We start from the raw sequence: 11,976 nt of genomic DNA, 5'->3' as shown, positions 1-11,976 counted from the left end.
CTTGAATCAATTGCATCAGATAGCCGGCCTTCGGCGGAGCCTCTCGTAGCAATCTGCATTCATTATCTTGAATCTGAAATAGCGATCTATACTTACCATGGGCGTGTGCAAGAATCGTAATATCGAGTCCTTCTTTGTTGGTGGTATTCGGGCCACGCATGAATCCCCGATTTGTAGCCGGCATTAGCACCCTAAGGATTTCATTCCTTGCTTCCACCGGACAATCGATCACCTGCATCATTAAAATTCTCAGATTTTTCCATAGATTTCTGCTTTATAAAATCTGCAACGATTACTTCTGCTAGCATATCCATGTACGTAAGCATCTCTTCAGCCTGTTCCAATGAGACTTTCATCCCGTGTTGAGCTAGCAATTCCTGAGCTTGACGTGGAGTTAATTGGGAGTTACTCATCTGAACATATTTTGATTATGGACTGCGAAACAGACCTAGTTCAAAACCAACACCAGAATATACCGTATTGTTGATTATTTACATCGGCAAAACCTTAGTTCGATATTCAGTTCGAATCCAATAACCTTTAAAAACAAATAATTAAAAATAAATTGTCTATAATGTTATTTAATAGGAGGTTACAAGCTTGTTAAATTGTTTAACATATGCCGTCGAACTAAAATAAATCTAGGCCCAAACCTCTCCCACGGCCAACTTGCGCGCATAAAAAAAGGCAAAGCCGGTCTAAAACCAACTTTGCCTTTAATTATGTCGGGACGACTAGATTCGAACTAGCGACCTCTTGCACCCCATGCAAGCGCGCTACCGGGCTGCGCTACGTCCCGAAGGGGACGCAAATGTAAAAAGGGCACCTGACATTTCAAAAAAATCAGGCGCCCTTTTTTTATACCCGGAAAAATAACTTCCCTATTCCGTTCTCAAACTCTTCACCGGATCCGCCATGGCTGCCCTTCCGGCCCGTATACCTACAATCAGCAACGCCACGAGCAACATCATCATCCCACTCACTACAAACAACCACCAGCTCAGATCCGTGTGATAGGCAAAATCCTGCAGCCACTTGCCGGACTGCCACCATGCCAGCGGTACGGCAATCACGAACGCCAGCAACAGCAGCCGGGCAAAATCAACCGACAGCAGCACGATGATCTGCGTCACCGTGGCCCCGAGCACTTTCCGCACACCGATTTCTTTTACCCGTGTATTCGTTACAAAGATCACGAGCCCCAGGATACCCAGGCAGCTGATCAGCATCGCCACACCGGCAGACCAGGTAAGCAGCATAGACAATTGCCGGTCCTGTTTGTAAAATTTCTCTATCTGTTTATCCAGGAAACTATATTCAAAATCCACATCGGGATATATGCCTTCCCAGGCATGCTTTATATGTTCTATGGTGCTGTTCCACCCCGCGGGATCCGGGAACAAGGCGATGTGCATTACATAACCATATTTGGGCGCCGCAAAATACACCAGGGGTGCCACTTCGGCGCGCACGGAGGCCTGGTTAAAATCGCGCATCACGCCTACTACCGGCAGGTTTTTATTGGCAAACAGTAACACATGCCCTACCGCATCCGCCGGGCGTTGGAAGCCCATCCTGCGCGCCAGTGATTCATTGATCAGGAACTCCGCGGCGGTATCAGAATTAAGGATGTTGCGGCCGGCCACCAGGGGAATACCATATACCTGCAGGAAAGAGGTGTCCCCACTGCGCGATGCCACTTTGATATTCATGTTCTTTCCACCTTCCCGGTAATCCACCTCTGTGGTCATTGAACCATTGATAGCAGGCGATAGATTGCCCAGGCTCAGGGATGTAATACCTGCCAACTTGCTGATCTCTTTTTTCAGTACAAATTTTTTGTTATTCGGGTTGGCAAAATCGATCGGCACATAGAAAGTAATGATCGCGTCTTTGCGGAAGCCCATGTCCTTGTTCACCGCATATTGCAGCTGTTTGTCCACTACCAGTACGCCGATGAGGAACACCTGTGCAATCACGAACTGCGTTACGATCAGGATCCTGCGCAGCAAGGCACTTCGCGTAGTGCCGCTTACCACCACATTCTTCAATACTGCCACCGGCTGCATGCGGGTGAGCACCCAGGCTGGATAAATGCCCGCCACCAGGCTCACCACGATAACCAACAGCAGGAGGAACACCCAGAGCAGCGGCTCTTTCAGCAGGAATGCCGCATCCAATCCCTTTGGCACAAACCCGCCAAATGCCTGTAACAACAGGGGCATCAACGCCACCGAAACCAATGTGGTGAAAAATGTCAGCAGGCACGTTTCTGTCAGGAACTGCCCTACCAGCTGCATTTTGAGGCTGCCCAGCGTTTTGCGGATGCCCACTTCCTTTGCACGGGCGGACGCCTGGGCTGTAGAGAGATTGATGAAATTAATCGCACCTAATATCAGCAGGAATACGGCCAGCAGCGCCAGGTTCCGCAATGTAGTACGGTTGACCGGCCCTTCAAAGTCGGGGTTAAAATGCACGTCGGACAAGGGTTGAAGCCGGTGTATTGTCTTCGTATCCCCGTCCCCGGTAATGTGTTCTTTGAAAATACCATTGACCTGTTTTTCCACGATGGCTGCCTGCCCGGCCGAAGCCAGTTTTACCATTACCTGGTTTACCGAGTTGACACTATTCCACTCCCCTGCCTGGTAAGCGTTCCGGAGCCGGTCGCTATACAGTGTGGGCAGGGAAATAAAAGTGGCGTACGTAAAGTCGCTGTTATGTACCTGGTCTGCCACGATACCGGAAATAGTGGTCATAATGGTATCAGAGAACACGACTGTTTTCCCGATCAGCTGATCCAGCGGCAGGCCCGGGAAATAGGTCCTGGCACGGCTTTCGGCCAGCACGGTCGTGTAAGGCTGCCGGAGCGCGGTAGCGGCATTGCCCGCCAGCCAGGTATGGGGAAATATGGAAAAATAATTAGCATCCGCAAAGACTACCTGCTCTTGCTTTTTAAACGTCCCATCCGGCTGGCTGCTGCCCCTGGGGATGGTCACTTTCAGGTTGTCATTATTGAAGTCAAATATAGGCGCCATGTTTTCAATACCACTCACCCTGCCCGCCATACCCGCTGCAATGGGCACCGGCACGCCCTGGCTCTTCCACCCATCGCCTTCGCTCACCAGGCGGAAAATGCGGTCATTGCCTGGTTCGTATTTATCAAAGCTGTAATCATATTGCACGATCATGCAGATGATCAGCGCAGCACTGATGCCAACAGATAATCCCACAATATTAATAAGGGTGGACACCTTGTTCTTGCGAAACTGCCGGAACGCCATACGGAGATAGCTTTTTAGCATGGGGATGGGATTGATCTTTAGCGGGCGCCAAACTTAATGCCAATGGTTAAGCCTGTAATTGCCAGCCGTTTAAAGATCAGGAATCGCGCACAGTGTTCAAAAATGGACGTCCCTGCGTCCGCAAACAATGCAGGGAAATGCCCGGCCATACCAACGCCGCCGCGCCACCCCAAACGACCATTTTCCTCCTGAATAAAGACGCCACCCTCAAACAGGACGAGGGATACCATTGATGTTGTAACTTGGCAGCAGGTAACACTGCTGCCAGGTTAAACCAACCAGTAGTGCAGGATTGATGAAACTTAAACACATTGCGATGATGCGGTTTACATACATATGGCTTGTTTGCATGCTCTTTGCCGGCAGCCAGCTATCCGGCCAGCAAAAAAACAAACATCCGGTGGTGCGCACACCAACGAACGGATGGGAAGACCGGCAATACTGGCTGGCACAGATGGATAGGATGGCAAGGCCTGTGATCAGGAGCCTGGCACATGACAGCCTGCGCATCAATATGCCCACGGCGGTTTCCGTACATATCGACAATAAAGAAAGCCGGCAAAAAGTAGCTTACCTGGAGGTCCTGGGCCGCACCCTGAGTGGTATGGCGCCGTGGTTACAACTGGAAGGTGGAACACCGGGGGAAATACAACTGCGGGAGCAATACAGACAATGGGTATTGGAAGGCCTGCAACATGCACTGGACACGGCTTCCAGGGACTTCATGCGCTTTGACCTCGCAGGCCAGCAACTGGTGGATGCATCCTTCCTGGCATTTGCATTTGTAAGAGCTCCCTGGCTGTGGGAGCACTTGGATACCATATCCAGGCAAAGGCTGGTAGCTTCTATTAAAACCACCCGCCGGTTTAAACCAGCTTTTTCCAACTGGCTGCTGTTTGCGGCGATGAATGAAGCCTTCCTTGCAAAGTATGGTTATGAATGGGACCCTATGCGGGTGGATTTTGCCATGATGCAACTGGAGCAATGGTACCGTGGAGATGGTATGTACTCGGACGGGCCGGGCTTTGCGTTTGATTACTACAACAGCTATGTGATCCACCCCTACCTGGCAGCGATCAGTGAGCTCATGGCCACGAAAACCAATGCTTACAGGGACCTGGCACCAAAGATCTACAAACGCAACGAACGTTACGCGGTCATCCTGGAACGGCTGATCAATACAGATGGCACTTACCCGGCGTTGGGGCGGTCTATCATTTACCGCGCCGCTGCCTTTCATCACCTGGCAGACATGGCCTGGCGCCACAAGCTGCCGGCCCAATTGCCACCCGCGGGTGTGCGCTGCGCACTGACAGCCGTGATCAGGAAGACGTTGGAAAGTGCTACTACCTATACGAAAAACGGATGGTTAACCATAGGCCTGTACGGATCACAGCCCGGCCTGGGAGATTCTTATAACAACTCTGGCAGCCCTTATCTCTGCATGAGCGTATTCCTGCCGCTGGGATTACCTCCAGAAGATGTGTTCTGGTCGGCCCCGCCGGCAAAATGGAGTGCACAACAGATATGGAGTGGGGAAGATTTCCCGAATGACCACAGCGTACCATAGTACCCGGCTAAATAGGACACTGCCAACAACATTTTAAAATCCAATATTTACTGCCTGCTGGAATGCCTCTTCATTGCCCGCCAGCGACCTTCTGGCATCCGAAGGCGTAATACCGGTACGCTTTTTAAATGACCTGATAAAATGGGCCTGGTCATAGTAGCCGCACTCATAAGCAATGTCTGTAAGCGGCATTTGCGTAGACCGCACCAGGTGCAGCCCTTTATTGAACCTCGCAAACGTTGCAAACGAAACCGGGCTCCCACCCACATGGCCCAGGTATAGCTGCTGGGCGCACCGTTCAGAGATCCCCGTTTGCCGGGCCACCGCAGGCAGGTTAAATTCCTCATGGCCCATGGCAGGCGTGTCTTTCCGCCTGCCATTAATGATGGTGGCGGCAGCACCACCCAGGTTGATGACAAGGTCCATGTAACCGCTGGGATAAGCGCGTAAAAATGCGTTTTTCTACCGTTATTGTTTCCCGGTCACTCACAATAGTTAGCCCTTGGATTGGTACTGCTGCCACACGGAAACTGATATTTGCTTTGTGGATACTTAGGTGAAGGATCATCCGTTACCTCCAGTGGGGCCATTGCCTGGCCATTATAAGCGGGCATCGTAATTTGTGCGGTAGATCCGTTGCCTAAAGCAACATTCCTGGCATCACTGTTCCCATTGAAACTATAGTCCATCATTGCATCCAGCAGGCGGTACACGCCGTAATAGTCCAATGCGTCAAAAGCCTTCCGGGAGCTGGGCATTACGTGGTCCGTCAGGTAATTGTACCCATTAATGGTAGATGATTTGATGTAAATAAAATCTTTCTCGCTGTTGGCAATATTAATATGTTTATAAATATCGATGGCCAGGCGGTGGTCATTTACAACATCCTCATCATATACCTGTGTTATCATTTTGGTATTGGCAGGAAAGCTTTGCAATTGCTGTTCAGTAGACAACGGGCTGTTCCAGTTAAATGAATACCATGGAGCCATTGTGAAAAGGAAACGGGCATCCTGCCCCCAACCTTTCTCTGTAAAGGCCTTGTAAGCAAGATCTATGCTGGCACCACCACCAAAAGAATGTCCCATAAAGCCCACTTTTCTGGTATCAATAATGTTAGGATAATCCATGGCCGCTTTTACAAATCCTTCCCATAGTGTCTGATAACGGTGATCTACGCTGACATCAACGGTCCGGTAGGGAACAAATACAACTACATAGCCTTTCTTTGCGATAAAATTATACAACCCGGCATTGTATGCTTTGTTCTCCCCGCCAAAAGGGTGCGAAAAAAATATGGTAGGTTTAGGGGAAGTAATGCCTTTCGGATAAAAAATAGAAACCTGCGTTCCCGCATATTGTGGATTGTCAAAATCTATTTCTGCCACTTCATAATTGCCATCCGAACCATAGCCGGAGGCGGGCTTTTGTATGGGCCCTTGCAGACCGGTGTCTGGCTGTGCAGCACTCCCGCTATCATTACTTTTAGAGCAGGCTGAAACAGCAATAGACATTATCATCAATAAATATAAAGGTCTTTTCATTTTCTCTTTTCTTTTATTGTTTTCATCATTTGTTCCTGGAGTTCCTGGTATTTCCTGTACTGTTCTGCATCCAGTATTTTACTAATGGCCGCAGATTTTTCTTCTTGGGAAGCCTTCAGTTGCTTGTATTTATACAGTTTCCCTTTTGTACTTTCCAGGATCGGGGCATTTTTCTGGGCATATTGAAGGTTCAGGTTGTATACCTGATCTACTTGTGTCTGGCTCAGTGCCAGGTTGGTTTTCATCCATTCGGTTTGCATTTTTGCCCGCTGTTCTGGTGTGCTGTTCTGTGTTATCTGTTTGTCTTGCGCAGACACCGTAACTACCATGAACACCAGGATAGTCAAGAGAAAAGTCATTTTTCTCAGGTTTGTGAAGATCATCTTGAAAAGGTTTAATTTATAATATCGCAAATGTAGCAACAACGATAATTGCTATTAAAATAAAAAGGGTGAAGCTGCTAAATCTGGTGGTGAAATGCAGTTATTGATCCAGCCATCTTCTAAACAGCATTGCCCTTGCTTTGCTCACCAGCACCTGTTCCTGTGGAGAAGGATGTATTTTAACCTCCAGTCTTCCATTGAAAAAATATTCAACCGTATCCACAGCATTCCGGTTGATGATAAACTGGCGGTTGGCACGAAAAAAAAGACCGGGGTCCAGCGCTTGTTCCAATTGCTCCAGTGTAGACCCTGCGATGTATAGTTTCTCGTCTGCAGTGCGGGCATATACTATCTCTTTGGCAGTATAAAACCAATGGATCTTCTCGGATTCCACAGGGACTAGTCTGCCGCAATAATGAAAAAGGAAGGATTTTTTATAGGTCTTCGTTGCAGACCGCAGCTGCTGCAATAAGCTCGCCATTCTGGCACGTTCCATTTCAATATCAGGAACGATCAGGGTGTTGTATTTCAAGAAAGCGCGGCGTATTTCTTCTTCATCAAAAGGTTTTAAAATATAATCGATGCCATTATTGCGAAAGGCCTCTATTGCATAATCGCTGTATGCGGTAACAAAAATAACGGGCTTACTGATGTCTGTTTGCCTAAAAATCTCAAACGACAATCCATCAGACAGCCGTATATCTGAAAATATCAGATCATAGCTATTATGGTGCTCAGTCAACCAATTGACGGCTTCCGTTACACTCTGTAACGTTGCCATGATCTCCAAGTCAGGCTTAATTTCCCTGATTATATACTCCAGGTTCCTTGCCGTGGCGGCTTCGTCTTCGATCAATACTATACGTAAAGGGAGTGTCATAATAGCGGCAGTTGTACCATAAAATATTCACGGGTCTGATGTATTTCTATTTCCCGGCGAACCTGCAGTTTGAACCTCCCATTCAGGTTGGCCAGCCCTAACCCCGTGCCTTCGGTTTCGCCGGTGACAGGCTGCAGGTTGTTTTGCACTACGAGCCAGCCGTCTTTATCATAAATATCCACGGTTAACAGGCGGGCAGCAGTACTGCTATTATGTTTAACGGCATTTTCCACCAGCGGTTGTAACGATAAATGAGGGATCCGCTTTTGTAAAATACCCGGGCCTACATTTATCCGGACCCTGAAGGTGTTCCCCAGCCGCATTGTTAATAGCTGGGTATAGGACGCCAGATGCTGAAGCTCTATATCTATCGTTACCATATCGTTACCCGAATGAATGAGTGTATATCGGAAAACTTTGGACAGATGCATAATATAAGCCTGTGCCTGTTGCGGATTCTCTCTTACAATTGCGGAAAGGCTGCTGAGCGTATTAAAGAGAAAATGGGGATTGAGCTGCTCCTGGAGCAACTTCAATTGAGCTTGCAGATAGGCCGCATGAAGTTGTTCATTTACCAGGTCTTTATGTGCGCTTTCCCGCATCAGCAGGATGAGGCGTATCACCACGGCAACCATTATGGTACTGAGGGAAAACCGGGCAAAGTATCCTCTTATTACCATCTTTCGAAACTGCACAGCATCAAACAATGCCAGGTGGATGAGACTTCCCAAGGCGATAGCAGCCACTATCAATAAAATATTACAGGTATAAAGTTTCAGCCATTGTCTGTTTTGCCGGTACCCGCTGAAAAACCTGTCATGAGCAAGATTCAGGTATAGTATTAACAGGCAAAATGACATGTTGTACAAAAGCTGGAAGGTATATTCCCAAACATTGAACTGCCAGTAGCGGGCAATGATCCCATTGGTATTAAGTGCCATCAATTTGGCTGAATTGACCACCAAGGCAATCAGCAAGGAGCTGTATAGGTATATTTTCCCCTCGTTTTTGATCATTTATACAAATAAATGAAAATTATGCCCGGTTATGCAAAAAAACAACGCCGAAACGGGAAAATTAGGGGGTGAACTTTAATATGGCGGCAGTCAGAAAGGTTAAAGCAACGGCCAGGGGCAAACAATTTACAGGAATTGATGGAACGGTTGCCCAAACTGCAACGCGATCCGCGAATGACGTTTACTGTAACTTCAAATCGGGGCCCAACAGGCTCCGATCATCCGTATGATCTACAACGCCGCAAAGCGATCCATCGCCGTATGCCACCAACCCCAGTGTGGTACCAGGTTCAGGGTGAAGTGCAACGAAACAAACAGCAACAACGCCACCAGATAGGGTTTCCTGACCGGACCGTAACGCCTGTCATCCAGCAACAACACTACCAATGCCAATTCAATAAGCAGATAACCCGCATTGAGCGCTTTGGTGAAGCTGTCGAACCAGGGAATGAAAAAAAGGGCCCTTACGATGGCCGGTGGCAGTAAGACCAGGATCGTGCAGGCCATATACCGGGCATGTGCATGCACATCCGCGCTGTTATAGAGACTTAAGCCAAAGAAGAGGAGAAAAAACAGGATGGAACAGGCGTCGGCATATGCCAGTTGGTAAGCCGCTCCCGGCGGATAAGAGGCGGCGTTGCTTATCATTGAATGCATCATCTTTAATCCGCCCAATACCAGCAGCGGCACCAGAATGGACGAAGCGATCCTGCCTAGTTTCCGGTGAAGGGCGAACTTACCTTTATGATAAAGGATCGGCTGCACTATCAGCAATGCCATCCAGGCCCCGGCGGTGGCCCCGTGGATATGATGATAGATGTCATTAGTACCCAGTTTCGCAAAATAGGATCGTGAAAAACCCAACCATGTAATAAGGATGCCGGCTGCAAAATACCAGGCGGCATAGGGATACAATACCTTTTTCCCGGTTAATTCTTGGGGCATAACTTACGTTTAATCAAATATAATTCTTTTCCGGTTCCGTCCCAACAACCGCTTTGCCAGCCATAACAGTAATATGCTGGTTTGGCTGACGGTAAAGAATACCTCCACTTGACAGGCACGGCGAAACCAGATTTTAACTACTTTGCAGTCAGGCTCCCGGACCATTTACTCCTAGAGTTCACATTGCCGGAAAATTTGAAGGCCGGGTGCAGAAAATGCTTTGCCGAAAAAAGATCTGCCAGTAACTTGCAAAAACTATCCGCCAGCAAACAATTTAAACTATGGGTTCTGTTATTATTGGTACAGGCAGTTATTTACCGGAAGTTGTAAAACGAAACAGCGAATTTGAATCGCAGCCATTTTATACAAATGAATTTGTTCTGCTTAAGAACGACAATCAAACCATCATTAAAAAATTTGAAGCAATTACTGGCATTGAGGAAAGGCGATATGCGTCCCCAACCCAGAACACTTCAGACCTGGCAGCTATTGCCGCACGGAAGGCCATCGAAAATAGCGCCATTGACCCGGAAACACTCGACCTCTTGATCGTTGCTCATAATTATGGTGATATTTCCGGCGACAGTCGCCAGCCAGACACTGTTCCTTCGCTGGCCAACCGCGTAAAACACGCACTTGGCATTGCTAATCCAGGATGTATTGCATTCGACGTTTTATTTGGATGTCCTGGATGGGTACTAGCCATTACACAAACAGATGCTTTTTTTAAAGCCGGCATGGCTAAAAGGGCGCTGGTGATCGGCGCTGAAACACTTTCCCGTATACTGGACCCCTTTGATCGCGACAGTATGATCTTCAGTGACGGCGCCGGAGCGGTGGTAATGGAGCACCAACCCGGCACGGATGGCGGCTTCCTGCACAGTCATACCGCCAGCCATAGCCTGGAAGAACTCAATTATCTGCAAATGGGCAGTTCTTACAACCGGGACTATGCACCGGGCACAAAAATGATAAAGATGAACGGCCGGAAGGTTTATGAATATGCCTTGAAGCATGTCCCATTGGCCATCAAAGAATGTATAGATAAAGCCGGCGTTACTATTACAAGCATCAAGAAAATATTCATACACCAGGCCAATGAGAAAATGGATGAGGCCATACTGCAGGCCTTATACAAGCTTTACAACCTGACACCACCGCCAGATATTATGCCCATGAGTATTCATTACCTGGGCAATAGTTCCGTTGCAACAGTGCCCACCCTGCTTGACCTCGTTCAAAAAGGCACTTACCCTGAGCATGCACTCTCTACCGGCGATCTGGTGATCTTTGCCTCCGTAGGTGCCGGCATGAACATGAATGCAGTTTGTTATAAATGGATATAATGATGCCGCGATCAGTTTTTATATAAAAAACTGTTTGCATAGCGGGTACGGTGGGTTGATAACCTTTATGGCAACGGCAAAAGACGGAGCTTCCTGCTCCGTCCTTACCATGACAGCTTCAAAATAAAGCTGTTATTGAACATCAATTACCCGGGAAATGCTGGCCTTCCCTTCTTTTTTCGGCAGGCTTATTTGCAAAACGCCGTCCTGGTAACGTGCACTGATCTTCGCTGCATCCACTGCTTCGTCCAGGGTAAAACTGCGCGAAAAGCTGCGCTGGTGGAATTCACGGCGTACCCAGTCCTGATCCTGCTGCTGCCCCTTATCTGTGTGTTCATAAGCAACCGTCAACAGGTCTTTGTTCAGGTTCAGTTTAAAGTCTTCCTTGCGCAGACCGGGAGCCACCAGGTCCAATTCATAACTGGTCGCAGTTTCGCGGATGTTCACCGGTGCCAGGTTTTGCGAGTCGCTGGCCCAGCAGCTGTCATCAAAGAAATGACGCAGGTTGTTTTGGAAGATCTGATCGACAACACTTCCAAAGGTCGGCGCATGGCCGCTTTCTTTCTTAATGATGCTGTTCATAATACCTCCTTTTTTAAAAAACTCCCATCAACCAAAATGCCATCGCCGAAAATTGAATTTTTGACAGGAAAATATTTCAGCTGCGACCGTTCATGCCGCAATAATGTGTTGTTTTACAAATAGATACCAAGCAACAGCATCACTGTCAAAACTTCAAGTAACCACAACTTAATGTTGACAAGCTACGGGATAAAGGAATAAAGATGTCGTAAAAGGATAAAGGGGGTCGTTGAGCTGGTATATAGGCTGGATGAGGGTTTCAATGGGTCAAAAAAAAGACAAAGCAGCAAAAAATGCTGCTTTGTCTGATGAAGTCGGGACGACTAGATTCGAACTAGCGACCTCTTGCACCCCATGCAAGCGCGCTACCGGGCTGCGCTACGTCCCGAAACCGGTATGCCGTTTCTT

At 48.0% G+C, this 11,976-nt stretch carries 12 protein-coding genes and 2 tRNA genes; 2 read left to right on the top strand and 12 right to left on the bottom strand.

From position 1 onward, the window contains the following. Positions 1 to 200: 200 nt before the first annotated feature. The 4 genes from DCC81_RS17925 to DCC81_RS17910 all read right to left on the bottom strand — a co-directional run bounded on the left by DCC81_RS17925 (position 201) and on the right by DCC81_RS17910 (position 3,532). Entirely contained in the window at positions 201 to 413 is a 213-nt protein-coding gene (locus DCC81_RS17925; RefSeq protein WP_108687954.1) for a hypothetical protein, read from the bottom strand. A gap of 312 nt (positions 414 to 725) precedes the next feature. Beyond that, positions 726 to 799 (bottom strand) — tRNA-Pro (locus DCC81_RS17920). Between the two features lie 82 nt (positions 800 to 881). After that, on the bottom strand, positions 882 to 3,302 hold the full coding sequence (locus DCC81_RS17915) for an ABC transporter permease (RefSeq protein WP_108687953.1): 2,421 nt from the start codon (positions 3,300 to 3,302) through the stop codon (positions 882 to 884). Between the two features lie 17 nt (positions 3,303 to 3,319). Continuing rightward, on the bottom strand, positions 3,320 to 3,532 hold the full coding sequence (locus DCC81_RS17910) for a hypothetical protein (RefSeq protein ID WP_108687952.1): 213 nt from the start codon (positions 3,530 to 3,532) through the stop codon (positions 3,320 to 3,322). Positions 3,533 to 3,618: 86 nt separating this feature from the next. Here DCC81_RS17910 and DCC81_RS17905 point away from each other — a divergent pair, with 86 nt between their 5' ends. Continuing rightward, positions 3,619 to 4,872: a DUF2264 domain-containing protein gene (locus tag DCC81_RS17905; RefSeq protein ID WP_205686357.1), complete on the top strand. Its 1,254-nt coding sequence runs from the start codon at positions 3,619 to 3,621 to the stop codon at positions 4,870 to 4,872. A gap of 33 nt (positions 4,873 to 4,905) precedes the next feature. Here the strand turns inward: DCC81_RS17905 and DCC81_RS17900 are convergent, their stop codons facing one another. The 6 genes from DCC81_RS17900 to DCC81_RS17875 form a co-directional block, all read right to left on the bottom strand. Next, positions 4,906 to 5,298, bottom strand: coding sequence for a helix-turn-helix domain-containing protein (locus DCC81_RS17900; RefSeq protein WP_108687950.1), 393 nt, complete (start codon positions 5,296 to 5,298; stop codon positions 4,906 to 4,908). A gap of 56 nt (positions 5,299 to 5,354) precedes the next feature. After that, the gene (locus DCC81_RS17895; RefSeq protein ID WP_108687949.1) at positions 5,355 to 6,416 is read right to left on the bottom strand and encodes an alpha/beta hydrolase; all 1,062 of its coding nucleotides are present in this window, start codon (positions 6,414 to 6,416) and stop codon (positions 5,355 to 5,357) included. Continuing rightward, positions 6,413 to 6,775, bottom strand: coding sequence for a hypothetical protein (locus tag DCC81_RS17890; protein WP_133177705.1), 363 nt, complete (start codon positions 6,773 to 6,775; stop codon positions 6,413 to 6,415). The genes DCC81_RS17895 and DCC81_RS17890 overlap by 4 nt, the downstream gene beginning before the upstream one ends. A 124-nt stretch (positions 6,776 to 6,899) precedes the next feature. Continuing rightward, entirely contained in the window at positions 6,900 to 7,679 is a 780-nt protein-coding gene (locus DCC81_RS17885) for a LytR/AlgR family response regulator transcription factor (protein WP_108687947.1), read from the bottom strand. Beyond that, positions 7,676 to 8,695: a sensor histidine kinase gene (locus DCC81_RS17880; RefSeq protein ID WP_108687946.1), complete on the bottom strand. Its 1,020-nt coding sequence runs from the start codon at positions 8,693 to 8,695 to the stop codon at positions 7,676 to 7,678. The genes DCC81_RS17885 and DCC81_RS17880 overlap by 4 nt, the downstream gene beginning before the upstream one ends. Positions 8,696 to 8,926: 231 nt before the next feature. Then, on the bottom strand, positions 8,927 to 9,640 hold the full coding sequence (locus DCC81_RS17875; RefSeq protein ID WP_108687945.1) for a hypothetical protein: 714 nt from the start codon (positions 9,638 to 9,640) through the stop codon (positions 8,927 to 8,929). A gap of 281 nt (positions 9,641 to 9,921) precedes the next feature. Here DCC81_RS17875 and DCC81_RS17870 point away from each other — a divergent pair, with 281 nt between their 5' ends. After that, positions 9,922 to 10,986 (top strand): 3-oxoacyl-ACP synthase III family protein, encoded by a 1,065-nt coding sequence (locus DCC81_RS17870; RefSeq protein ID WP_108687944.1) that lies wholly within the window; start codon positions 9,922 to 9,924, stop codon positions 10,984 to 10,986. Between the two features lie 132 nt (positions 10,987 to 11,118). Here the strand turns inward: DCC81_RS17870 and DCC81_RS17865 are convergent, their stop codons facing one another. Continuing rightward, positions 11,119 to 11,568, bottom strand: coding sequence for an Hsp20/alpha crystallin family protein (locus DCC81_RS17865; RefSeq protein WP_108687943.1), 450 nt, complete (start codon positions 11,566 to 11,568; stop codon positions 11,119 to 11,121). A 314-nt stretch (positions 11,569 to 11,882) separates the two neighbouring features. After that, positions 11,883 to 11,956, bottom strand: a tRNA-Pro gene (locus DCC81_RS17860). Positions 11,957 to 11,976 lie beyond the last annotated feature (20 nt).

The sequence above is a fragment of the Chitinophaga parva genome (assembly GCF_003071345.1).
GTDB classification, from domain to species: domain Bacteria; phylum Bacteroidota; class Bacteroidia; order Chitinophagales; family Chitinophagaceae; genus Chitinophaga; species Chitinophaga parva.
This window is presented reverse-complemented; position numbering and strand designations above follow the sequence as displayed.

Excerpts from the sequence above, each read along its gene's own strand:
- DCC81_RS17925 (WP_108687954.1), bottom strand. The coding sequence starts at position 413 with ATGAGTAACTCCCAATTAACTCCACGTCAAGCTCAGGAATTGCTAGCT.
- DCC81_RS17915 (WP_108687953.1), bottom strand. The coding sequence starts at position 3,302 with ATGCTAAAAAGCTATCTCCGTATGGCGTTCCGGCAGTTTCGCAAGAAC.
- DCC81_RS17910 (WP_108687952.1), bottom strand. The coding sequence starts at position 3,532 with ATGGTATCCCTCGTCCTGTTTGAGGGTGGCGTCTTTATTCAGGAGGAA.
- DCC81_RS17905 (WP_205686357.1), top strand. The coding sequence starts at position 3,619 with ATGATGCGGTTTACATACATATGGCTTGTTTGCATGCTCTTTGCCGGC.
- DCC81_RS17900 (WP_108687950.1), bottom strand. The coding sequence starts at position 5,298 with ATGGACCTTGTCATCAACCTGGGTGGTGCTGCCGCCACCATCATTAAT.
- DCC81_RS17895 (WP_108687949.1), bottom strand. The coding sequence starts at position 6,416 with ATGAAAAGACCTTTATATTTATTGATGATAATGTCTATTGCTGTTTCA.
- DCC81_RS17890 (WP_133177705.1), bottom strand. The coding sequence starts at position 6,775 with ATGACTTTTCTCTTGACTATCCTGGTGTTCATGGTAGTTACGGTGTCT.
- DCC81_RS17885 (WP_108687947.1), bottom strand. The coding sequence starts at position 7,679 with ATGACACTCCCTTTACGTATAGTATTGATCGAAGACGAAGCCGCCACG.
- DCC81_RS17880 (WP_108687946.1), bottom strand. The coding sequence starts at position 8,695 with ATGATCAAAAACGAGGGGAAAATATACCTATACAGCTCCTTGCTGATT.
- DCC81_RS17875 (WP_108687945.1), bottom strand. The coding sequence starts at position 9,640 with ATGCCCCAAGAATTAACCGGGAAAAAGGTATTGTATCCCTATGCCGCC.
- DCC81_RS17870 (WP_108687944.1), top strand. The coding sequence starts at position 9,922 with ATGGGTTCTGTTATTATTGGTACAGGCAGTTATTTACCGGAAGTTGTA.
- DCC81_RS17865 (WP_108687943.1), bottom strand. The coding sequence starts at position 11,568 with ATGAACAGCATCATTAAGAAAGAAAGCGGCCATGCGCCGACCTTTGGA.